Source organism: Olivibacter sp. CPCC 100613 (assembly GCF_036959255.1).
In the GTDB taxonomy this organism is placed as follows: Bacteria; Bacteroidota; Bacteroidia; order Sphingobacteriales; family Sphingobacteriaceae; genus Olivibacter.
Genome location: NZ_JAWMTI010000003.1, coordinates 539,440 through 563,474, shown reverse-complemented (window position 1 = coordinate 563,474; position 24,035 = coordinate 539,440). Strand labels below are relative to the sequence as shown.

The 24,035-nt window shown below is 40.6% G+C and carries 21 protein-coding genes and 1 tRNA gene; 14 read left to right on the top strand and 8 right to left on the bottom strand.

Annotated elements, in window-relative coordinates:
* Positions 1-27: 27 nt before the first annotated feature.
* From RYH73_RS13360 to RYH73_RS13345, 4 genes are all read right to left on the bottom strand, one after another.
* Positions 28-3,210: a TonB-dependent receptor gene (locus RYH73_RS13360; protein ID WP_335313934.1), complete on the bottom strand. Its 3,183-nt coding sequence runs from the start codon at positions 3,208-3,210 to the stop codon at positions 28-30.
* A 218-nt stretch (positions 3,211-3,428) separates the two neighbouring features.
* On the bottom strand, positions 3,429-4,163 hold the full coding sequence (locus RYH73_RS13355; protein ID WP_335313933.1) for an MIP/aquaporin family protein: 735 nt from the start codon (positions 4,161-4,163) through the stop codon (positions 3,429-3,431).
* A gap of 181 nt (positions 4,164-4,344) precedes the next feature.
* Positions 4,345-5,859, bottom strand: a complete 1,515-nt coding sequence (gene glpK / locus RYH73_RS13350) for a glycerol kinase GlpK (protein ID WP_335313932.1) — start codon at positions 5,857-5,859, stop codon at positions 4,345-4,347.
* Between the two features lie 42 nt (positions 5,860-5,901).
* Positions 5,902-7,491, bottom strand: coding sequence for an FAD-dependent oxidoreductase (locus RYH73_RS13345; protein WP_442946087.1), 1,590 nt, complete (start codon positions 7,489-7,491; stop codon positions 5,902-5,904).
* 177 nt (positions 7,492-7,668) lie between these two features.
* Here RYH73_RS13345 and RYH73_RS13340 point away from each other — a divergent pair, with 177 nt between their 5' ends.
* From RYH73_RS13340 to RYH73_RS13315, 6 genes are all read left to right on the top strand, one after another.
* On the top strand, positions 7,669-8,439 hold the full coding sequence (locus RYH73_RS13340) for a DeoR/GlpR family DNA-binding transcription regulator (protein ID WP_335313931.1): 771 nt from the start codon (positions 7,669-7,671) through the stop codon (positions 8,437-8,439).
* A 261-nt stretch (positions 8,440-8,700) separates the two neighbouring features.
* Positions 8,701-8,943: a thioredoxin family protein gene (locus tag RYH73_RS13335; protein WP_335313930.1), complete on the top strand. Its 243-nt coding sequence runs from the start codon at positions 8,701-8,703 to the stop codon at positions 8,941-8,943.
* 15 nt (positions 8,944-8,958) lie between these two features.
* Entirely contained in the window at positions 8,959-9,363 is a 405-nt protein-coding gene (gene nrdI / locus RYH73_RS13330; protein ID WP_335313929.1) for a class Ib ribonucleoside-diphosphate reductase assembly flavoprotein NrdI, read from the top strand.
* On the top strand, positions 9,326-11,443 hold the full coding sequence (nrdE, locus tag RYH73_RS13325; RefSeq protein ID WP_335313928.1) for a class 1b ribonucleoside-diphosphate reductase subunit alpha: 2,118 nt from the start codon (positions 9,326-9,328) through the stop codon (positions 11,441-11,443). The genes nrdI and nrdE overlap by 38 nt, the downstream gene beginning before the upstream one ends.
* Before the next feature lie 146 nt (positions 11,444-11,589).
* The gene (nrdF, locus tag RYH73_RS13320) at positions 11,590-12,573 is read left to right on the top strand and encodes a class 1b ribonucleoside-diphosphate reductase subunit beta (RefSeq protein WP_335313927.1); all 984 of its coding nucleotides are present in this window, start codon (positions 11,590-11,592) and stop codon (positions 12,571-12,573) included.
* Positions 12,574-12,694: 121 nt separating this feature from the next.
* Positions 12,695-12,949, top strand: a complete 255-nt coding sequence (locus RYH73_RS13315; protein ID WP_335313926.1) for a hypothetical protein — start codon at positions 12,695-12,697, stop codon at positions 12,947-12,949.
* Positions 12,950-13,129: 180 nt separating this feature from the next.
* Here RYH73_RS13315 and RYH73_RS13310 read toward each other — a convergent pair whose 3' ends face one another.
* A complete protein-coding gene (locus RYH73_RS13310; RefSeq protein WP_335313925.1) occupies positions 13,130-14,020 on the bottom strand; it encodes a bestrophin family protein in 891 nt (296 codons plus the stop codon).
* A 289-nt stretch (positions 14,021-14,309) separates the two neighbouring features.
* Here RYH73_RS13310 and RYH73_RS13305 point away from each other — a divergent pair, with 289 nt between their 5' ends.
* The 7 genes from RYH73_RS13305 (at position 14,310) to RYH73_RS13275 (ending at position 21,491) form a co-directional block, all read left to right on the top strand.
* Positions 14,310-15,098, top strand: a complete 789-nt coding sequence (locus tag RYH73_RS13305) for a beta-carotene 15,15'-monooxygenase (RefSeq protein WP_335313924.1) — start codon at positions 14,310-14,312, stop codon at positions 15,096-15,098.
* A 25-nt stretch (positions 15,099-15,123) separates the two neighbouring features.
* On the top strand, positions 15,124-16,623 hold the full coding sequence (locus RYH73_RS13300) for a GH3 auxin-responsive promoter family protein (protein WP_335313923.1): 1,500 nt from the start codon (positions 15,124-15,126) through the stop codon (positions 16,621-16,623).
* Between the two features lie 101 nt (positions 16,624-16,724).
* Positions 16,725-17,903 carry a 1-deoxy-D-xylulose-5-phosphate reductoisomerase gene (locus RYH73_RS13295; protein ID WP_335313922.1) on the top strand — a complete coding sequence of 393 codons (1,179 nt, stop codon included), beginning with the start codon at positions 16,725-16,727 and terminating at the stop codon, positions 17,901-17,903.
* Positions 17,904-17,906: 3 nt separating this feature from the next.
* Positions 17,907-19,247 carry an RIP metalloprotease RseP gene (gene rseP, locus RYH73_RS13290; protein WP_335313921.1) on the top strand — a complete coding sequence of 447 codons (1,341 nt, stop codon included), beginning with the start codon at positions 17,907-17,909 and terminating at the stop codon, positions 19,245-19,247.
* Between the two features lie 85 nt (positions 19,248-19,332).
* Positions 19,333-19,412: transfer RNA gene (locus RYH73_RS13285), tRNA-Leu, on the top strand.
* Between the two features lie 285 nt (positions 19,413-19,697).
* Positions 19,698-20,549, top strand: coding sequence for an NmrA family NAD(P)-binding protein (locus RYH73_RS13280; protein WP_335313920.1), 852 nt, complete (start codon positions 19,698-19,700; stop codon positions 20,547-20,549).
* 12 nt (positions 20,550-20,561) lie between these two features.
* Positions 20,562-21,491 carry a helix-turn-helix domain-containing protein gene (locus RYH73_RS13275; protein ID WP_335313919.1) on the top strand — a complete coding sequence of 310 codons (930 nt, stop codon included), beginning with the start codon at positions 20,562-20,564 and terminating at the stop codon, positions 21,489-21,491.
* Between the two features lie 54 nt (positions 21,492-21,545).
* Here the strand turns inward: RYH73_RS13275 and RYH73_RS13270 are convergent, their stop codons facing one another.
* Positions 21,546-22,427 (bottom strand): NmrA/HSCARG family protein, encoded by an 882-nt coding sequence (locus tag RYH73_RS13270; RefSeq protein WP_335313918.1) that lies wholly within the window; start codon positions 22,425-22,427, stop codon positions 21,546-21,548.
* Positions 22,428-22,499: 72 nt separating this feature from the next.
* Here RYH73_RS13270 and RYH73_RS13265 point away from each other — a divergent pair, with 72 nt between their 5' ends.
* Positions 22,500-22,886 carry a winged helix-turn-helix transcriptional regulator gene (locus tag RYH73_RS13265; protein WP_335313917.1) on the top strand — a complete coding sequence of 129 codons (387 nt, stop codon included), beginning with the start codon at positions 22,500-22,502 and terminating at the stop codon, positions 22,884-22,886.
* A gap of 25 nt (positions 22,887-22,911) precedes the next feature.
* On the opposite strand, the gene RYH73_RS26690 is transcribed toward RYH73_RS13265, so the two are convergent.
* Both RYH73_RS26690 and RYH73_RS13260 read right to left on the bottom strand, forming a co-directional pair.
* A complete protein-coding gene (locus RYH73_RS26690) occupies positions 22,912-23,148 on the bottom strand; it encodes a DUF2798 domain-containing protein (protein WP_442946080.1) in 237 nt (78 codons plus the stop codon).
* On the bottom strand, positions 23,135-23,902 hold the full coding sequence (locus RYH73_RS13260) for a nuclear transport factor 2 family protein (protein WP_335313916.1): 768 nt from the start codon (positions 23,900-23,902) through the stop codon (positions 23,135-23,137). The genes RYH73_RS26690 and RYH73_RS13260 overlap by 14 nt, the downstream gene beginning before the upstream one ends.
* Positions 23,903-24,035 lie beyond the last annotated feature (133 nt).

Below are 24,035 nucleotides of genomic sequence, written 5' to 3'. Positions count from 1 at the left end.
AGGGCTTTTTTAAGGTACTTATAGTCATTAAAAACCGTAACGAATGCCTATTTGTATTTGGTACGGATTTCCTGAAGGATTAATAACCCCTACGTTCGTATTTACGTTATAATTGTAGACATTCAGTGTTGGATCAAAACCTCTGATATTATAGATATTCTGCTTGCCAAGCGTTTTTTGTACACCCCAATCCTTATTGAGCAGATTGGCTAAATTGAAAATGTCTCCCGAAAGTTCGATATACTGCGATTTATAAGTAGTAAACCTTTTGGTAACCCGTAAATCCCAGGTGCCATAAAAGCCATTGCTCCCCCCGTTTCGCTCGGCGATCTGACCAATACTTTGCTTAATATAATCCTTTAAGCCCGCGTCCGCTTCCGGGTTGGCTAGAATTTGTTGAATAGCATTCCGATAAGCCTCGGGTACATTATTGTTGTTTGGATCGAAAATATAAGCTAAGTCGTTTGAGTTAACAAAATCACCGTTTACATTTCCATTTACGGCTAGTGAATAACGGGTTCCCCCAATCCCGGAATAACGTAGGCCAATACTGATACCATAAAAGGTTGGCAGCGCTCCATATATCACTAGTTTATGACGGAATTGGGTGTTTGAATAGGCCATTCTGCTTAAATCGCGTGGGTCACCGGGTGTCATCAGTTCTAAGGTCGCCGTATTAGCCACGTCACCGTTGAATGACGTATTGTCTTTGCTATCATTCCAGGTGTAACTAAATGATAAAACGCCATCTTTATAGTATTGATAGGTTCCGTCGAGTACCACGGCGTATTGATTTATTTTACCTTCGCTGTTGAGTTCCAATACCCTTCCTACTTTAGTTGATTTGCGACCATTTTGCCAATCGGCTGATCCATTTGCGGTATTGATCGTTGAGGCCGGTACATAGACCCCCCGGTTCGCTTCGTCTACAATACGGAAGAACGGTTCGTCAACCATATTTTTATCTACATACATATAATTATTTCGCGCTAAACTGGCATAAAGGCTCAGGCCTAACTTTAATCGATTCGTAATGAGCCTGTTGTAAGAAATATTTCCCTTGTAAACCGTTGGTATTTTTGCGTCGCTTCCGTTCATATTGATGGTGGAGGTAGGCGTGACACCAAGCTGTTCAAACAATTCATATCCTGGAGCGGAACCTGGATCTTGTCGGTACTGCGGAAAATTGGGGATAACACCCAAGGGTACCCCGGGGCTACTGCGTTGAATATCAATGGTTGCGACTTTCGTGCCATCGAAGACCATATTATTGATCATGGCGTAATTGTTTATATCCGATCCAAAAATACCCGCGCCAAATTTTAAGATATCTCGTTGCTGTTCATTGATATCCCAGGTGAATTGAATCCGGGGCTGTAAGATGAAGCTGTTTAATGAGTTGGAAGTGTTTAAGCCAAGTTCATCGTAAACTAGTTGATTGAAATTAGGCTTGTTAATATAAGAAGTGTAGTCTGCACGGATACCAGCCATCATGTCTAAACCTTTTCCCAGCTTGGTTTGCATTTGCGCATAAAGTGCCGCTGTTAAAATGTTTTGTTTCACGCTGGGGTCCTCGTCCAGAGCGATTTCACGGGCATAGCGATAGGGGTCTAGATTATTGAATTCTTCGAGCCCTGTGAAATAAAATCGACCGTTCATTTCACTGCCATAAAGTGATTTCATGTGGGTGTACATGATATCCGTTCCAAAAGTGTAATTGATTTTTTCGGTGTTATAATACAAGTTATCGGATAGTTGAAAAACATTGTTATAGAAATATTCGGGTATATAACGCTGGCCTCCTAATTGTATATCGGTCAGGACTTCCTTCCCATCGATCGTGGAACTGATGTTTTGAATGATTGCACGTGGAATACTTTTGGAAGGAAGCTGCTCATTGGGGACGGAAGATTCAGACGTGTATAAATGCTGTGCTTTGAGCTCGTTGGTGATTTTTGGACTCAATACCGATCGGAGTGTCGCTAAAAAACTATTATCTGATGTTTTTACAGAACCATAGACTTCGTATAGATTAATTTTTGAGTTATCGCCCAAGCTGTGATTGTTATTATCATAGACAAAATTCTCTCTAAGTGTAAGCAAATGCTTGTTATTAAGCTGCCAGTCAACTCGCGCGAAAACAGCGTCGGTGCTTCGTTTTCGGTCAAAAGACCCGAACTGCGGCGAGTTAGCAACACCATACTTAGTCCTCGCGATGTCTAAAAATTGATCAAGTGTAGATTGGGTGACATTGTACCGCTTCTCATCTTCCGGTGACCGGATGTCAGCAACTTGAAACGGCCTAGCATCCGCCTGATGATCCCAGGTGACGTAGAAATGCGCTTTATCTTTTACAATAGGTCCACCTAAAGAAAAACCATATTGGTAAGTAGAGAATTCGTTGTCCTGTTTGTTTCCACGTATATCGTAAGGACTGGATAGCCAATCGGCCCTGGCGAAACCAAAGGCACTTCCCGTAAAGGTATTCGTGCCGGATTTGGTTACGGTATTGATGGTACCACCGCCACTGCGGCCGTAGGTTACATCGTATTGGTTGGTTACGATTTTGAATTCTCGTATCGCTTCCATTGAAATAGCGTATGAACCGCCACGGCGGTTAGCCGTGCCACCCGAAGTTGGGTTACGAGAGGTCATGCCATCCAGTGTGAAGTTCGTGGAAGACGCCAGTTGTCCGGCCATACTGTTTCCATTACTCATTGGAGAGAGGTCTATCAGGGACGTGAAGTTCCGACCGTTTACCGGTAATTTTTGTATGTCATTTCCGGTAACAGAAGTCGCGGCCCCGAAGTTCCCAACCGTATTTTTAATGTTGGATGCGCTTACTTCGACTTCATCCATTTGTACCGATTCACTGCTCAAAGAAATGTCGAGTCGTAAAATATCACCCTGATTCAAGGCGTAACCGGTTTGTTCGTGCGGTGAATAACCAATATAGCTGACTCTAATGGTGTAGGGCTTCCCTAAAGGTAGCTGTTTGAAATTGAACTGGCCATTGTTGTTCGTTGTGGTCGTATTGGTGAATCCCGTTGATTCATTTTTTACCACCACAGAAGCTCCGGCAATCGGACTTTGATTTTCGCCTTTTACGGTACCGGTAATTGCTCCTTGTGTTGTTTGTGCACTTAGGCGTCCATAACCTACTGTACTTACAATAAAAGCAAATAACAGTAAACAAATGTTACTTTTCATAATTTTCATTAGAATAAATTGTTTCTTTTTAATAGCAATGAAGCTTGCATAGTATGCAGGTTTCATTCAAAACAATCAGTGCCTGAAAGGCAGACACTTTTTCGTAAAGCTGTAGTACAGCCTGGTTTATAATATTATGTATGTGTTATTTTATTGTTAAGTAACATGGTGAAAAATGCACGAATGCCCCCTTGCATCATCCATGCAGAACGCGCACGCTAGGTTACAATAGTATAAATAGCATAAGCAAGGGCCGCTCCGATAAGTGGCCCAATAACAGGAACCCAAGCATAGCTTGCATTAAAATTCGCCTTGTTTTTTATGGGCAAAATCGCATGCATGATTCGTGGCCCGAGATCACGGGCCGGGTTAATGGCATAACCCGTTGTCCCGCCAAGCGATAAACCAATGACCCAAACGACAAAAGCGACAGGTATTGCGCCGACAGATCCCAAACCTATGGGGGTTTTGGTATTTTCAATCGCAATTTCACCATCTTTAAAAAAGAATACGGCGATAATCAGTACAAAGGTTCCAATGATCTCACTGATCAAGTTGATGGGTAAATTTCTAAGGGCAGGTGATGTACAGAATACGGCTTGTTTAGCACCTGCATCTTCGGTTTCGTCAAAGTGGTCTTTATACATGAGCCATACGAGAAAAGCACCCGTCATCGCTCCCGTAAATTGCGCTAATATATAGGTGCATGCATCAGTCCAAGTTAGATTACCACTTAAGACCATGGCAAAGGTAACCGCAGGATTTAAGTGTGCACCACTATAAGGCCCCGCGATGACTACACCGGTAAATACGGCTAATGCCCATCCCGTTGTGATTACGATCCAGCCACTATTATGCCCATTTGTGCCTTTGAGTAACACGTTCGCCACAACCCCTCCACCTAATAAAATCAAGATCATTGTACCCAGGAATTCTGCTATAAAAGGTGTCATAATTTGGTTATTAGTTACTGGTTATTAGTTATTAGTTATCTGTTGTTCGTTACTGGTTGTTACTTGTATATTCGTAACCGATTGCGAATTCCCTTTCTGCCAATAAGCTAGTTCGGGAAGATATCGAAGCGACGATAAATTCGTTTCTTTCGGTCATCATTTTGGCTCATTATCACCTAAGTTAATTGGCTACTTGACTTTCCAATCGAGCCCATGCTTTAGTCGCTTCAACGGCACGGTGCCAAGCTTTCATACGATTTTCAACATCGACTTGCTTGTTTGGTTTAAATGTGTTGTCGATTTGCCACTGATCTTTTAAATCGGCCATATCTTTCCAATAGCCAACTGCTAGGCCCGCGAGATAGGCAGCCCCAATGGCGGTAATCTCTGTAATTTTCGGTCGTACCACATCTGCCTGTAAAATGTCGGACTGGAACTGCATCAGTAAATTGTTATTTGTAGCACCGCCATCTACGCGTAATTCGTGGATTTCTTTTTTTGCATCTGCTTCCATGGCCTTTAGTATGTCTACGGTTTGAAAAGCGATGCCTTCCAATGCGGCGCGGGCAATATGGGATGCATTGCTTCCTCTAGTCAATCCCACAATGGTTCCCCGTGCATAGGAATCCCAATGGGGAGCTCCTAATCCTGCAAATGCCGGGACTAGATAAACACCATCGGTGTCATCCACTTTGTTTGCTAAGGCTTCAACTTCCTCCGATGACTTGATGATGCCTAAACCATCCCGAAGCCATTGTACAATAGCACCGGCAATAAAAATACTGCCTTCTAAGGCGTAGGTTACCTGGTCGCCAATTTTCCAGGCAACGGTGGTTACCAAGTTATTTTTGGATAAAATAGGCTTATTGCCGATGTTCATTAACATAAAGCAACCAGTTCCATACGTGTTTTTCACCATGCCTTCACTGGTACATAATTGTCCGAATAGCGCGGCTTGCTGATCGCCGGCAATACCTGCTATCGGAATGTGATCGGTCAGTATTTTGCCTGCCGTTTGTCCATAAACTTCGCTCGATGATTTGACCTGAGGAAGCATACTGGAAGGAATATCAAACAGTTCCAACAATTCCTGATCCCACTGCATAGCGGAAATATCGTAAAGCATCGTTCGGGACGCATTGGTTACGTCGGTAACGTGTTTTTCGCCATCTGTTAGATTGTATATAAGCCAGCTATCCACTGTGCCAAAAAGTAATTTTCCTTGCTTTGCCTTCTCTCGAGCTCCGTCTACATGATTCAAAATCCAACGGATTTTAGTGGCAGAGAAGTAAGAGTCGATCAAAAGACCCGTTTTTTTTCTGATCAAATCCTCATAACCTTGTTCTTTTAATTCATCGCAGTAGGAAGCAGTGCGTCGATCTTGCCAAACGATGGCATTGTACACAGGTTTACCGGTATCACGATCCCAAACAATGGTGGTTTCCCGCTGATTGGTAATCCCGATTGCTGCAATGTCTGCTGATTTAACTTCTCCCTTTACCAGCGCTTCCGCTATGACGGCAATCTGTGAGGACCAAATCTCTCGCGGATCGTGCTCTACCCATCCTGATTTGGGATAGAATTGCGTAAATTCTTTTTGTGCGATGGATACAATTTCTCCTTGCTGATTGAAAATAATCGCCCGGGAACTGGTTGTTCCCTGATCAAGTGAAAGTATGTATTTTTTCTCAGTCATAATTATTTTTATAATGTTCTTATCATTGGCCTATATGTTTGGTTAAACTTTATAACCATTTGCAAGGGTATTGAATTGGATGATTTGTTCTTGCATCCAATGATCGTCTTTATCGAGTTCTTTGGCCATTATCTGTGCGACAGCCGGAGCCATTTCGAGCGCTGCCTTTGCGTCAAGGAATAACATTCGTATTCTTCTTGCCAATACATCCTCAACAGTTCGGGCCATTTCCCCACGGACGGCCCACACAACTTCTGCCTTCACGTAAGGATAATCGGGATGTAGTTTTTCATCTAAACCACTTTCCGGTGTAATTAAGCTTTTTATTTTTGCTGCGTCCGAACCATATACTGCCCAATGCCCCTTTTCACGATCGGCTGAAATAGCACCATGAACTTTGATATCAACCGTTTTGCAGGGTAGATAAGCAAGTTTTGCGGTTTTAATGGCTTGATTTACCGTGTCTTCTGCCATTTTACGATAAGTAGTCCACTTCCCACCTGTGATGGTAATGAGGCCGGAATTACTAACGATCAGTTTATGATCGCGCGAGATTTCCTTTGTGCTTTCCTTGCCGTCTTTTGGGGCTGCCAAGGGTCTTAAGCCCGCAAATATACTCAAAGCATCTTTTCTGCATGGTTTTTTTTCGAGATACTGACCTGCTGTGTTCAAGATGAAGTCTACCTCACTGTCAAGCGCTCTGGGTTCCAAACTGTGCTGGTTAAGGGGTGTATCGGTTGTTCCAAGTACTAGTTTGTCATGCCAGGGTACACCAAAAAGCACCCGTCCATCGCTTGTTTCCGGTATCATCAAAGCACTTTTTCCCGGAAGGAAGGACCGCTCTACCACTACGTGAACACCTTGGCTTGGTCGTACCAATGCTTGATGATTCGCTTGTTCGAGCGTTAATATGTCGTCCACAAATACACCGGTGGCATTGATAATCGACTTGGCCTCAATCGTATAGGCTTGGTTGCTTTCCTGATCAACGACGACAAAGCCGGTCGTTTTTCCATTATTATCCTTTGTTAAGCGTGTAACTTTTGCGTAATTTAAGAGTGTTGCACCAAACTCGGCGGCCGTTTGCGCCAAATTGATGGCTAGCCGAGCATCATCGAACTGACCATCGTAATATTCTATCCCGCCTTTTAATCGGTCGGATTTTACACCCTGTATAAGGGTCATGACCTGTTCTTTAGACAATAAGGATGATTTTCCGATTCGGTATTTACCGGCCATCCAATCGTAAATTTTTAAGCCTATCAGAAATTTTAACTGTGCGAACCAAGTGTAGCAGGGGATGATAAAACTTTGTGCATGTGCTAGGTGAGGTGCATTCTTAAAAATAATGCCTCGTTCTTTTAACGCACCATAAACGAGTTTGATATCGCCTTGGGCAAGATAGCGAACACCTCCATGAACCAGCTTGGTACTTCTACTGGAAGTCCCCTTGGCAAAATCGGCCTGTTCTACTAATAAGGTTTTGTAGCCACGGCTTGCGGCATCAACGGCTATTCCTAAACCGGTAGCCCCGCCGCCTATAATCGCCATGTCCCAATGTTGAACGTGACCGAGTTGCGCTAAGTTTACAGGACGATTGAATGTATGCTGATGAATGGTTCTTTCTTGCATGTGAATGCCCAATTTATCTGTTCTTTCTTTTTTGTTCAATTGGTTGCGTTAATCAAAGTTAAACATCTTATTAAGAAATCAAAAATAATTTTTCGAAATCATTTCGAAATAAAATGAAACATCATCCGTTTTCTTGTGTTTTCCGCCAAAAAGATTAATTTAGCACAAAATAAATCTATGAATAGTGTAGAGCGTCATCAATTTATTCTTAAGCAACTACAGGAAAAAGGTTCCATTCATGTATTGGATCTGGGAAAAGAACTCGATGTATCAACTGTTACCATAAGGAAGGATTTGAAGCTGTTGGAAGAAAGGCAAATGCTTTTCCGTACGCATGGAGGTGCTACGTTAAATAATCCTTATACGATTGATCGGTCTGTGGTGGAAAAAGAGAAATTGCAGTCGGAAGAAAAAGCCCTTATAGCCGAAATGGCTGCTTCGATGGTTGTACCTAATGATTCGATCATTATAGCGTCCGGAACGACTGTGTTAGCGATGGCGCGGCATATCCATCCCCAGGGAAATCTAACCGTTGTTACATCGGCGCTTCAGGTGGCGATTGAATTGAACCGACATCCGAATGTTGAAATTCTTCAACTGGGTGGTATGATGCGATCGAGTTCCGCTTCCGTGGCCGGGCCTTATGCGGAAAAAATTTTAGCAGATTTTTTCTGCAGTAAATTGTTCCTTGGTGTCGACGGCATTGATCCTGATTTTGGATTGACTACGACCAGTGGATTGGAGGCACATCTGAATCGTAAAATGATTGAGGTATCTCAGAAGACAATTGTATTGGCAGACTCCACTAAATTTGGTCGACGTGGCTTTGGTAGAATTTGTGGTTTTGATGAAATTGACGAAATAATAACGGATGAAGGCATTCCACCTCATATGTTAAAGGAGCTCGAAAGCAGAGGGGTAAAAGTAACGATTGTAGTCCCAAGTTAAAATAGGTGAGTAGAAAAGTAGTTGAATAGCTCCCGATACCTGTGTCTTTAGCCTTAACCTGCGCTAAGTCAACTAGCAAAAGGAAAACCTACCAATAACAAATAACTTCCATTCCGCAAAATAAAAATCATACCAATTTTCTTCAAATAAAGAAATGTGGATTAATCCACCCTGTGTTGAAAATTATTTACACTGATTCTAAATGTTAAGGTGCACCTTTGCACTTACCCTCTATTTTTAAAAACAAAAAATGTTAAGGCTATGATAAGAGTTATAAAATTCGAAAAAGATAATTGCGCACCCTGCAATATGGTGTCAGAATTTCTTGATAATAAGGGTATTAACTACGAGAAAGTGAACCCTTTTGAGAATCCCGAAGTAGCCATGCAATTCCGGGTTCGAACAGTGCCAACCGTTATCGTAACCAAAGAGAATGAAGAAGTGAAGCGCGTTATTGGTTTTAAACCGGAAGAGTTATTAACCATTAGCAGTTTGCAAGCCTAGGTAAAATCTTCGGTTATGCAACATTGGATCTATTACGATAGTAAAACGGGAAATGTAGATCGGTTTGTGCATAAGCTGATGGCGCAGACTGGTTGGTCCATCCGTCGAATCTCCGAGAATTTGTCGATTTCGCAACCGGGCCATCTTATCACGTTTACTACAGGGAGGGGTGAAGTGCCCCTTGTTACGGATAAGTTCATGAAGCAAAACCACGATTTGATCCAGTCTGTTTCTGCCAGTGGAAACAGAAATTGGGGATCTAATTATGGCAGAGCGGCCGATACGGTTGCCGCGATTTACCAGCTTCCTGTATTATTTAAATTTGAACTTTCCGGTAGCAGCAGGGATGTTCAACAATTTATTAACAAGATAAACGAATACCATGAATACCACAATAACAAAGAATGCGAACATAGCTAAGAAGTGGATACTCTTGAACAACGAGATCATGACCAAAGATGAAGACGACTTTCGCCTTTATAAGGATAAGGAGGCCGTACGATCATATTTTTTGGACTATGTGAATAAAAATACGGTGTTCTTTTATACCTTGAAAGAAAAGATAGATTATTTGATTGAAAACAAATATTATATCAATTTCTACGAACACTATTCTTTCGAACAAATGAAAGAGGTTTATGATTTTGTGTATGCGAAGAAATTCAGGTTTCCTTCTTTCATGAGCGCTTTTAAGTTTTTTCAAAGCTATGCTTTGCGGGATGATAGTGGTGAAAAGTTTTTGGAACGTTACGAAGATCGGGTGGTCTGTGTTTCGCTTTATCTTGCATCGGGCGATTTGAATCGTGCGCTGGAATATGCTGAAATTTTGATCAATCAGGAATATCAACCGGCTACGCCCACATTTCTTAATGCAGGCAAACTACGTTCAGGCGAGTTGGTTTCCTGTTTTTTGGATGAAATAGGTGACAGCCTAAGCGGTATTAGCTATGCCATTGACGAAGCTATGAAACTTTCTTCTATTGGCGGAGGGGTTTCTTTTAATATTTCGAAAGTGAGGGCTCGTGGTGAAGCCATAAAAGGTGTGGAGGGGCGTTCCAGTGGTGTATTACCGGTTATGAAGATCATGGAGGACACTTTTTCCTATGCCAATCAGTTGGGACAAAGACCGGGCGCTGGTGCCGTCTATTTGAATGTTTTCCATAGTGATATTGAAGAATTTTTGGACTGTAAGAAAATTAACGTCGACGAAAAATCGCGTATTAAATCCTTATCTATTGGCGTCATTATTCCGGATAAATTTATGCAGATCGCGGAGGACGACGAAGTTTGTTATCTTTTCTACCCACATACGGTGTTTCAAGAGTACGGCCAGTATTTGGATGAGTTGGATATGACCGAGATGTATGACGAGTTGGTGAGCAATCCAAAAGTAAAAAAGCGCAAAATTAATGCACGTCATTTATTAATCAAAGTTGCCCAAACACAAAAGGAGAGTGGTTATCCTTATCTTTTCTTTAAAGACAACGCCAATCGCGGGCACGCCCTTAATGGTATTGGATCGGTTAAGTTTTCGAATTTGTGCACGGAGATCATGCAGTTATCGGAGGTGTCCGATATCAATCCATACCATCAAGAAGATACCATTCGTTATGGCATCTCTTGTAACCTGGGATCGTTAAACATTGCGACAACAATGGAAAATAGACGCATAAAAGAGGTGGTGAAAACAGCCATGCGTTCGTTAACCGTGGTATCGGATATGACCGATATTAAGATGGTTCCAACCATACAGAAAGCCAACCGCGAGTTGCACAGTGTCGGTTTGGGAGCAATGAACTTGCATGGCTATCTTGCTAAAAATTTCATCACTTATGAAAGCAAGGAAGCACTTGACTTTGCGAATGTATTTTTTATGATGGTGAATTTCTATTCACTGGAATGTTCCATGGAAATCGCCAAGGAACGTGGTGTAACTTTCAAGGGGTTTGAAGACTCAGATTATGCGAACGGCACTTATTTTGATAAATATCTCGCTTCGGATCATTTCCCGATAACAGATCGTGTTAAGGAATTGTTCGAAGGGATTGCAATTCCCGATCGTGCGGCATGGGAGCAATTGAAGCAGGATGTTATGCAATATGGCGTATACCATGCATATCGCATGGCGATTGCTCCGAATCAATCGACTTCCTATATTATGAATGCAACAGCTTCTGTTATGCCCGTAGTAGATACGATTGAGGTTCGTGAGTACGGCGATAGCACGACTTACTATCCGATGCCCTACCTGAATAATGACAACTACTTTTATTATAAGTCGGCTTACGATATGGATCAAAACAATGTACTGCGTCTCATATCGGTTATACAAAGGCATGTGGATCAAGGAATTTCTACTATTTTACATACGAATTCCAAAGATACAACCCGAGATTTAGCTAAATATTATATCTACGCGCATAAAATGGGATTGAAGTCTCTCTATTATACGCGAACTAGAAAAGCATCTATCGATGAATGCATTTCTTGTTCGGTTTAACTCAGTTGTGTCTTGCCGATTGCTGATTGTGGGTGCCTAGCAAGTCTGGCAATCTGTAAGAAGCATTATGTACAAATATCAATAATAACAAGAAAATTATGGGAAGGAGGTCTCTACCTCATAACGCATAACTCACAACGCATACTATGAATCAATATAAAGCAGTCAATTGGAATACACCAGAAAATGATTATGTAGGGATGTTCTGGGAACAAAATATCAGGCAATTTTGGATCGATACCGAATATATTCCCTCAAAGGATATCGATGTGTGGAAGAAGTTAAGTCCTGAAATGCAAGAAACCTATAAAAAAGCTTTGGGAGGCTTAACGTTATTGGATACATTGCAAAGTCATACAGGGATGCCGAAACTATTGGATCATATTGATGGATTACAAAGCAAAGCGGTTTTGTCCTATATGTGTATGATGGAGGCTATTCATGCAAAGTCTTATTCAACGATTTTCACGACGGTGGCGAGTACGCCGGAAATCAATGAATTATTTGAATGGGTGCAAGACAATAAGTATCTTCAATTTAAAGCCGCTACGATCGATCAGTATTATCGGTCGTTGGACAAGAAAAAGGTGAGTAACGAAGAGTTGTTTATGTCGCTTGCTGCTTCCGTACTGCTTGAATCATTTCTCTTTTACAGCGGTTTTTTTATCCCTCTTTGGCTTGCCGGGCAAGGACAAATGGTGGCGAGTGCTGATATTATCAAAAAGATTGTGGCCGATGAGTCCATCCACGGTGTATTCGTAGGTCTTTTGGCCCAGGATATTTTCCGGAAATTATCCAACCAGGAGGAGGTGAAGAAGAAAGTAACGGATTTGCTTATGCTACTCTACGAAAACGAGCTAAAATATACGGAAGAGATTTATACCGATGTGGGCCTTACCGCGGAGGTAAAAGAGTATGTAAGATATAATGCCAATAAAGCATTCATGAACCTGGGTTTTGAGGAGCTTTTCGAAGTAAAGGAAGTCAATCCCATTGTCCTAAATGGTTTAAATTTGGAGACAACACAGCACGACTTTTTCTCGAAAAAATCTACCAATTACGAAAAAGCTACGCAGATCAGTCACCTGCATGATGAAGATTTTGCACCTGATTTAACGTTACCGGTTTAGGGTAGAGCGGAAAATCGTTGCCTTTAAATCGTCGCATAAATTAGGTCGACAGGGGATAGAAGAATAACTTGTAGGCAAAACCTAATGGCTAAACGTTTGTTATAAATAAAAAATAAACATCATGGCACATAAAGAATATCTGCTAACAGAGCGTGATTGCGGCAACATCGAATTTTCCGAACGTGTAATATCTATAGGAACAGGTACTTATATGATTTACAAAGGCGTGCGTGACCTTTTTAAAAGGCCCTTGTTGGCCCTTGGACAGGTTGCGATAGGCAGTGCACTATTATACAGAGGCGCAACAGGGACATGTGACGTGAAGCGATTGATCGAAAGGGAATATGAAGATCCGGAGAGCGGGGAATTTATTTAACAATGATTTTGTAATAATTGAAAAGGCCCTATCTATCACGATAAGTAGGGCCTTTATTATTTTGCACACACCTCGCTGCTACAGCAGGTTTCTTTTTTGAATGATGGAATCTTTTATTTCAGAAGCGCCATGAGCTCGTTTTGATCAGGTTTTTACTTTTTACTTTTGAATTTTAAATTATCACATACTCACACCGGCCTTCGGTTTAAGAGGTTCGGGAAGTGGGTACTCACCCAATATTTCTTTCAGATCAATTTCAATGTTTTTGGCAATTGTTGTCATGGGCGTATCGTTGGGCTGACCCTCAAATGGATCCTGTATTTGAATCGCAATCTGTTCGATAATTAAAAAGATGAAAGAGATGACCATGGCCAGAATAGGGGTTGCATAACCAAGTTCCTTAACCATCGCGAAAGGGATCAAGCAGGCAAAAGTATGGACCAGTAACCACGAAAAGTAGCCATATGGCACAGGGAAAGGCGTGTTTTTGATTCTTTCAGCTTTTCCAAGTTCATCGGTCAAATTCTGCAAAATAGTTTCGAGTTGTACCAATAAATAGGTGTTCAATTTTCCTGCCTCATTCAAGTCTGATAGTTGTCTTAAATTCATCATAAGTAGTGTATTCGGCACATGTTTCTTGCTTTTAACGGTTTCGTAATCTTGCGGTGATAACAACCGGCTTAGATGTTCTACACCTCCCTGTCTTCTGAGATGTTTTCCCATTGATTCAACAAAGCCGATTTGCCGGTAAATCAACTCGCGAGCAGTATCCATATGCGCTACCCCTAAAAAGCCCTTCACTTCACGAGCGAAGGTTCGGGAATTGTTGACAACGGCGCCCCAGATTATCCTTGCTTCCCACCATCTTTTATAAGCTGCATCGACACGGAAACCCATGAGAATAGAAAGCGCTGTACCCATGATCGCTATTTCAGTTTCCGGGATAGCAATACGCCAGCCGAATTCGAGGTATCCAATGCATACAACAATTGATAACAATAAATAAATGATAATCCATTTAGCGATTAGCCGAAACATATGTGTGGCTCGGATGTTGGTTTCTACGATCATAAACTAAGAATGAATACTATGTGTTTTGAAGATGTGGTCATTTCGCATACGGTAACAGTAAAAACGTAGGATTGTTTTATAGCCGTACAGTTTTCATCTCACTTTACCTTGCGCGTGTGTGGTGCAGCACACGCGTAAGCCAAAGCGACAATAAAAGTTAATGAAAAATTTTCCTTTACTAATAAGTACCTCGTTAGGATATAGCAAACACAATTATCATCGAAAATTAAAAACGAAATTAGGCTAATAAAAAAATTTTATATTAGGTTTGTACTGATATAAAAAATATATGATTCAGTTTCTGAAAGATAGTACCTTTGCCGTAAATGATGTCATTAACCGGTCGTGGGATGTTTTGAGAAGGCATTACTTCTCCATCGCAGGACTTTGTTTGCTACTATTTTTAACTTCTAATGCCTCGGGAATCTTAGCCTTTTATTTTCGTGATGTTAGTCGGGTATTAAGTTCGTTTATGGCGCTTATTTTCGTGGTATTGTATTTTGGCATTCAACTTACCTTATTTAAATATATTTTTCATGTGGTCGACGATGCGAGAGAACATGTTTCTTTGCAGGACACCGTTCCGACGACAAAGGAAATCAGCTATTTTTTTATCGCTATGTTGAGCTTGGTGGCGATCATACTCGGCGCTTTTGCGGTATTGGCGGTCATTATTTTACCTGTAATCTATATTTTTAATAGCACGAAGCATGCGGTCGATTTATTTACCATCCTATCGGTGCTCTTTCTGATCAGCTTTATGATGCGGGTCGCTTTTTATCCCTTTTTTATCATTGATCGTCATGAACGTCCGTTCAAGGCCATTCGTCTGAGCTTTGCGATCACCCGAGGTAATTTCCTAAAACTATTGCTTCTATTAACTTTTTTGACCATTTTGCATTTGTTGTCGATTTACTTTAATTATCGATCGTATCCCATGCTGTCCGCAGCCTTGAGTTTGGTAAATTCCTTTTTGGTAGTTCCTCTCTCTAGTGTTGCCATTGCTTTGGCGTACAGGCAGATGATGAAAGAGTATAAAGGGGAAGAAGATCCCACATTTATTAAAAATATAATTTGATTGAAATCAACCGTTAACTGAGCGTATGGGATTAAAAGCTGCTTTAAGTAAGCCTTTTGCTGCATTTGTGACCAAGAAAATTGATCGATGGAAATACCAGGCGGCAGCAGTACAGGAAAAAGTTCGGGATCAATTAGTATCAGCAGCGAAAAACACTGCATTCGGAAAAGATCATCAATTTTCAACAATTCAATCATACGAAGATTTTAAAAAAATGGTTCCGGTTCGGGATTATGAAGGTTTGCGACCTTATATAGAACGGGTTGTAGCTGGCGAAACAGCCGTCTTGTGGCCGGGAAAACCACTTTATTTGGCTAAGACTTCGGGGACTACCTCCGGGACAAAGTACATTCCGCTGACGCGTGAATCGATGCCGGAACATATAATCGCCGCCCGGAACGCACTGTTAAGTTATATACACGAAACAGGGAATACTTCATTTGTGAATGGAAAAGTGATTTTCCTGCAAGGAAGTCCCGAATTGAAAGAAAAAAATGGAATTAAAATCGGACGGCTCTCGGGAATTGTGGCTAACTATGTGCCTGCCTATCTCCGGAAGAATAGGTTGCCGAGTTATGAAACGAATTGTATAGAGGATTGGGAGACCAAAGTAGATGCGATTGTCGATGAAACGATCGGAGAGGATATGCGGTTGATTTCCGGTATTCCGCCATGGGTACAGATGTATTTCGAACGAATTTCTGATAAGGCAGGTGGCAAAAAAATAAAAGAGGTATTTCCTAATTACAGTCTTTTTGTATACGGAGGCGTAAACTTTGAACCCTATCGTGCGCGACTTGAAGATATGGTTGGGAAGCGTATTGACTCCATTGAAACCTATCCCGCTTCCGAAGGATTTATAGCCTATCAAGATTCCCAAAAAGAAAAAGGTTTATTATTACTTTGTGATGCCGGAATTTTTTACGAATTTATCCCTGTAGATGAAATCTTCCATGAAAACCCAAGAAGGCTTAGTATTGGACAAGTTAAATTAAATGAAAACTATGCGCTTATCTTAAGCACAAATGCGGGATTATGGGGCTATAACATAGGTGATACGGTGAAATTTGTTTCCCTTAATCCCTACCGAATTGTCGTTACAGGACGTATTAAGCATTTTATTTCGGCTTTTGGTGAACACGTTATCGGAGAGGAAGTCGAGTTTGCACTTATGCAAGTAGCAAAAGAAGAGGGCGTGGAGGTCACGGAGTTTACAGTTGCTCCTCAGGTGAATCCGCCCGTCGGTGAATTGCCTTATCATGAATGGTTTATTGAGTTTGGAAAACAACCAGTTGATATAGAGCGTTTTAGATCGAAGTTGGACCGAGCGTTACAACAAAAAAATACATACTATTTCGATCTTATTGAGGGACGGGTCTTGCAACCACTTGTGATTAGAAGCATGAAAAAGAATACATTTGTGGATTATATGCGTTCTTTGGGAAAATTGGGGGGGCAGAATAAACTCCCACGTTTGTCAAATGACCGAGTAATTGCAGAAAAAATTGAAAGTTATATTGGCTGAGACAATATTAATAACCATATAAACAGAAATATTGGTTTCTTCAGAGAAGCTCGTAATTTAATAATAGCCTAGCGACTTAAAAAGGTACAAATTACTAACAAATGAAAAGAATAGCGATACTGGGTGCGACGGGAAGTATAGGGACACAAGCCTTAGAAGTGGCTAGGGAGCACCCGGATTTTGTTAAAATAGAAGTGCTTACGGCGGCCAGCAATGCCGAGTTACTCGTTAAGCAAGCATTGGAATTTTTGCCTAAAACAGTGGTCATAAGCGATGAAAGCAAATATCAGTGGGTTAAGAAGTCGCTATCTGCAAAAGCCATCCAGGTATTAGCCGGTAACAATGCCTTATGTGAAGTTGTGAAAGACGCGTCGATCGATATGGTTCTAACGGCTTTGGTTGGATTTGCCGGTTTAGAACCCACTGTTTCTGCCATCCAAGCAGGAAAGGATATTGCTTTGGCCAATAAGGAGACGCTAGTGGTAGCAGGGGAGCATATCATGTCGTTGGCTAGTCAATATGGCGTTCATATTTTACCTGTTGATTCGGAACATTCTGCGATTTTTCAGTGTTTAACCGGCGAAAGTCCGGAGTCGGTAGAGAAAATCTATTTAACGGCTTCCGGTGGTCCTTTCAGAGGAAAGGGGCGAGATTTTTTAGCACATATTACGAAAAGAGAAGCGTTGAAACATCCCAATTGGGTAATGGGGCAAAAAATAACAATTGATTCGGCTTCCCTAATGAATAAAGGTTTAGAAGTGATTGAAGCCAAATGGTTGTTCAATCTTTCTATTGAACAAATTGATGTTATCGTACACCCACAATCCATCATCCATTCGCTGACGCAATTTAAGGACGGTTCCTTAAAAGCACAATTGGGATTGCCTGATATGAAACTGCCGATTCAGTATGCGCTTTTGTATCCTGATCGGCCGGCTAACTCTTTTCAGCGATTCGATTTTATGGATTATCCGCAGCTGAGTTTTGAGAAACCCGATTTGGAAACTTTCGCTAATTTAAGACTTGCTTATCAGGCTGTTCAACAGGGAGGAAATATGCCATGTATTCTAAATGCTGCCAATGAAGTGGCTGTGGCAGCATTTTTGAATGACGAAATTGGATTTTTGGAAATGAGTGCAATTATTGAGGAGAGTATGCAACTCATTCCTTTTATCCTTTCGCCGTCATTAGCTGACTATGTAAGTATCGATCAGGAAGCGCGGAAAATCGCACGTGATTTAGTAACAAAAAAGAAAAAAGTATATCAAATAGAAAAATAAAGAATGAGTGGATTAGTTATGGCAGGCCAGCTATTGCTCGGTTTGTCAATTTTGATTGTTTTACATGAGTTAGGGCATTTTTTGGCGGCCCGAGCTTTCGGGATAAAGGTTGAAAAATTTTATCTATTTTTTGATGCTTGGGGCATTAAACTCTTTAAGTTCAATTATAAAGGATGCGAATACGGCATTGGTTGGCTCCCCTTAGGTGGCTATGTGAAAATTGCCGGTATGATCGATGAATCGATGGATACAGAGCAGCTTAAAGGAGAACCACAACCTTGGGAATTTCGCTCTAAACCAGCTTGGCAGCGACTTATTGTCATGTTGGCAGGTATTATTGTCAATATTATCCTGGGGATTTTTATTTTCTGGATGTTAACGCTTCGCTATGGAGAGACATTCATTCCAAATGATAAATTGGCTGATGGCTTGGCTCCTGGAGTCATCGGAAAGCAAGTGGGTTTGAAAGCCGGTGACCTTATTACAGCGATCGATGGAGAAAAGGTCGTGCGATTTGAAGATGTAAGAAGTCCGAAGGTACTATTAGGCAATACGAAGTTATCTGTCTTGCGAGATGGCCAAACAATTGATCTGGTTGTTCCCGGCGATATCTTAAACGAAGTGTCCGACTTGGGTATCGATGAATTTGTTATACCCCGTTTTCGGGTTACGCATATAGAAAGCTTGCAGAAGGGGGGAACAGCAGAGAAAGCAGGATTGAAACCAGGGGATAGTTTAGTTGCTATTAACAACCAGGCCATCGTATTTTGGGATCAGATGTCTGATGCTCTATTAGCAAATAAAGGCAAAGAAACCAGTATAGCATTTTGGAGAGCCGGTACGATTGATACCGTGCAGGCAACGATAGATTCGGAAGGTAAGTTGGGTATTGCCGCGGGTCGTGATATCAGCCGAATCCCTCAGGAACAAATTAAATACGGCTTTTTAGAGGCTTTGCCGATTGGCGCGGGCAAAGCATGGGGATCGTTAACAGACAATGCAAAAGCTTTAGGGAAGGTGGTTACCGGGCAGGTAAAAGCCAATAAAGCATTATCGGGTCCGGTTGGTATCGCACGAATGTTTGGTGGAGAAGTCGACTGGGTCAAATTCTGGAGTTTGGTAGGTTTGCTGTCTATGGCTCTGGCCTTGATGAACATTTTGCCTATTCCGGCGCTGGATGGTGGACACGCTTTATTTTTAATTGTGGAGATGATTAAAGGAAAGCCTTTGAGTGATAAATTTATGGAAAGAGCACAAATCGTTGGGTTTGTTATCATCGTTGCCTTGATGATTTTTGCTTTGGGAAATGATATTATAAAGGCCATGGGAGATAAACTTCCCTGATAATCTGAGTAATACATAAATTTTTAAAATTTATTTGGTGATTGTTCTATTTAGCAATATATTTGCATCCCATTCACGAGGGAATGCCCAGGTGGCGGAATTGGTAGACGCGCTAGTCTCAAACACTAGTGGGAAACCGTGCCGGTTCGATCCCGGCCCTGGGTACGAAAGATAACCTGCTAAAGATACTGACCGGACTTTGAGATCTTCAAAGTCCGGTTTTTTATTTACTAAATCACCGTTTTTACGTATTTTAAGTGTGCTCAACATATTTCTGACTAAGCTCTTAACAGCAATAGAGCTTCTTGTAAGTCAAAACACAAATCAAGCCCGCCCATTATCTCAAACAATTTAAATGCTTGCAAGACTGTTCATTCTGACTTAAAAAACAGTCGTTTTGGCTACATCTGTTTTTTGACAGTGTTGCACTTTTGTAAGCAAAAGAAGCATATGAATATCGTTTTAACAGGCTCATTGGGCAACATCAGTAAACCACTTGCAACAACATTGATTGCAAACGGACATTCGGTAACGGTTATCAGTAGCAAAACCGACAAACAAAAAAAAATTGAATCCATTGGTGCAAAAGCGGCAATCGGTTCATTAGAAGACATACATTTTCTGACAACAGCATTTGCAGATGCAGATGCCGTGTATTGTATGATCCCCTTCAATTTTATGGAAGAAGACCAAATGGCTTATTTCAAAAGAATTGAAATGAATTATGTGCAAGCGATCAGGCAAAACAAAATTGAAAAAGTTGTGTTTCTGACGGGTTGGGCGGCTGATACCGGTGACTCGCCGTTGCTTAACCAATTATCAGACAGAACGGTTATCGAACTACGTCCCGGTTCTTTTTACACCAATTTTTACAATGATATTCAAACCATAAAAGAGCATGGTGCACTAATGGCCGGCTATGGTGGAAATGATAAAATCGCATTTGTTTCGCCAGACGATATTGCTGACGTGGCTTTTGAAGAACTGACTACACCGTCTCAGGGGAAGAAAGTCCGCTATGTGGCAAGTGAAGAACTGACCTGTGATGAAGCTGCAAAAATTTTAGGTGAAGCGATTGGCAAGCCTAACCTGAAATGGATAGCGCTACCTGAAGAGCAATTGTTAAATGGCTTAATTCAATCGGGTTTTCCACAACAGCTTGCCTATAATTTTGTAAGAATGCAGGCCGAGACACACAGCGGAAAAACATTTGAGAATTATCTGAAACATCGACCGGTTTTAGGTAAAACAAAGTTGAAATCGTTTGCAAATGAATTTGCACACGTATACAATGAACAATAAGTATCTTTGTATATGGCGAATACGACACCTATCAGAATAAGGTCAATCAGTGAGTTTCATCGATTACGGGGCTTGTCCAAGCCTGAACATCCGTTGGTCAGTATAGTAACAAAAGACGATTTTCTCGGACTACCCAATCTAAGTGCGATGAATGCGGTGTTTGATTTTTATTTTATTGCATTGAAACGCACGAAAGGGGTAAGCTATAAATATGGGCAACTGCGCTACGACTTTGAAGACGATGGCGTGCTGTTCTTTATGTCACCCAATCAGGTTCTCAATATTGAAGTTAGTGAGGTAGAAAATACCGGGGAATCCTCAGGTTGGATTTTGCTCATACACCCCGATTTTATTTGGAACACGCCACTTGCAAAGAGTATAAAACAGTATGATTTTTTTGATTACTCGGTAAATGAAGCGTTGCTGTTATCGGAGAAGGAAGAGGTAACGCTAAACGGAATCATTGAAAATATCAGGCAAGAGTATCGCGCCAATATTGACAAATTTAGCAAACGAATTATTATTTCCCACGTTGAAGCATTGCTCAATTATGCTGAACGGTTTTACAACCGTCAGTTCATTACAAGAGAAAAAGCAAATCATCAACGATTAGAACGCCTGGAAAAATTATTAACAGACTACTTTAACAGCGACGATCTGATTTCAAAAGGTTTGCCGACAGTTCAATATGTTGCGGAAAAATTAAACGTTTCGCCAAGTTATCTAGGCAGCTTACTCAGAACGCTTACCGGACAGAACACACAGCAACACATCCACGAAAAGTTGATCGAAAAGGCCAAAGAAAAAATATCCACCACTGACCTCTCCATGAGCGAGATCGCTTACGAATTGGGTTTTGAACATTTACAATCATTCAGTAAACTTTTCAAGGCAAAGACAAATGTTTCGCCTTTAAAATTCAGACAATCGTTTAACGGATAACAAACGCATAGATAAGCTTTTTAAACATAAAAAGCTTATCTATGCGTTTTATAGTTAATTGTCCATAGAGCGTAATTCCTTTATTTTTTTGATTCCTATTTCATCTAGCCACTCTTCAAAACCTGTTAGCTTTGGCATCCAAGTAGCTATAAATTCGTAATCGATCGGGTCATAACCTTCATTGCCGATCATTTCAACCAATTTTGCAAATGTTTCACTTTGTTGATAAAGTGCTTCTAGCGGTACCTGTACGAAATCGATTGGTTGGTTCAGCTTCTTTTCCAATAGTTTTAGGACTTGTTTAGGTGTAAAAAGTTTACCTCCCAAATCAACTGTTTTGCCATTGAATTCTTTATCATGCTGAAATATTATTCGCGCAAAGGTTCCAATATCATTAGTGGCTATCCAGGAGATTGCCGTTTCTTCAGGTAAGGGATTGATAAACTTGCCTTCTCCCAATCCGAAACTCGGCAAAAGTAGATTTTCCATAAAAGAAGCGGGCCTTATTACTGCTCCTTGTAAAGTACTTTCCAATAAGTATTTTTCGATTGTAAATTTAAATTTTGGTCTAAATAAATCTTGCTTATCTGACCCAAGAACTGATGAATAAAGAACAAATTTAATACCTTGTTTTTCTGCTAATTTGATTGTTCGTATTCCAATTTCTGCTTCTTTTTCATCCGTTTCTTTGCTGGAAACCCATACAGGAGGAAGGACTAAATAAAGTCCGTCGACTTTCTTAAATAGATCACTTAACCCTTCCGTATCTTCTAAATCACCTTCTACCAAAATTGCGCCTGCTTTTTTTAAATTGTCGGCTTTTGAAGATCGAGGGTTTCTAGTAAGTGCAAACACTTCAAAATTGTTTTTTAGCAATTCATATACCACGGCACTACCTTGCTTTCCGGTTGCACCCGTCACTAAGATTCTTTTCATTTTAATATCGTTTAAGCAAAGTTATTTTCCTTATTTAGTAAATTTGAGTTTACTAACCTTTAGGAAAGTATTATGGAAAAGAAAATAAAACCTTGTATAGAAGATGAGAGAATCTTAAAACAAAGGTTTTTGGCATTGAGAGACACCTTAGATTTATTAAGTGGGAAATGGCGTTTCTGTATTCTTTTAAACTTACATTATTATGAGAAATTACGATTTAAAGATTTCTTTGAAGTATCCGAAGGCATCTCCCCAAAAGTTCTAAGTTCTGAACTGACTACGTTAGAAGCTCATCAGCTGATCCAAAAAAATATTGAATACACATCCACACAAGATATAACTTACTATGTCTTAACCAGGCACGCTCAAGAAATTTGGACCGTCCTGAATACCTTAATTGAGTTTGGACTGTCCAATCGTAAAGAAGTGATCAAATCACTGCATCAAGATAAAAATTAACTGGAATCAAAATAGGTGATCCGAATTAATTTTTATCTAAAATCTTGCTTGTTATTTTATTGGCAACCGGTAATAAGAGCAATACGCAAGAGTAAGCGATAGGCAATGAAAGGAACCATGATTTGAAGAATTCACCCATCCAATTTTCAGATGTAACCCCTTTAGTAAAACTTAATAAAACTGATATCACAAAAGTTGTTGGTAGGACCACAAAAAAGGTGCTAATTACTCTATAGCACCTATCTTTTTTAGAATTTACCATTATCATTTTTTCGTTTTCCGGGTTCGGGTATTGTTTCAACGACGTCCCAATGTTCTACAATTTTATCCTCTTCAACTCTATACAGATCGTAGAAAGCGACATGTTCTCCTTTAAAAGAACCCTCACTTAACACCAGGACAAAATTTCCTTCTCCAAGCACTTTATGTATTTTAGTATAAACTTGAGGTTTTCCGTCCTTTTTCCATTGTTCCAACGTACTTAGAAATTCTTGCACCCCGTCACCCATATGTGGATTATGTTGAATCAATTCATCTCCCTTAAAATAATTTGACACCAAGTCGATTTGCCCGTTAATAAGAACGTTTTGAACAAAGTTCTGCGCAAGGGCCTTGTTAACCTCCGTTTTATGATGATCTTTTGCCTTGGTCTTCCCATCGGTCATTGTCCTTCCGCTATTATTCAATTTTTTCGGATTTTTTTCCAGATTATCCCAATGTTCAACGCTTACTCCATTTTCAAACCGATGTATGTCAAAAGCAACCGTGGGTTCGAAAAGGAAATAGTCTACGTGAACAAATCCGATGTCACCGTCTTGAAATTTGCGAACCACATTCGTGTAGACTTTATCCATAGGCATTTGCTCATGTAAATCCAAGATCGCTTTAAGACCTGTTGCGACATTTGGATTGTGTTGCCTATACGAAATAGGATTGATCAATCCTATTTCTGCCAACGTTTCAGTTTCGATGCTATTTTGTATAGCTTCAGCTTTGTCTCTATTTGATAATTCCATTTTTACCTATTAAGATTAATTGATAAGCAAAAGTACTAACCGTATATACCTGAAAAAATATGGGTAAAAATATTTCTATAAGGAAAATATTGCCCCTATATCACTTTAGGTGAAATATGCCGTAAATTTGTTC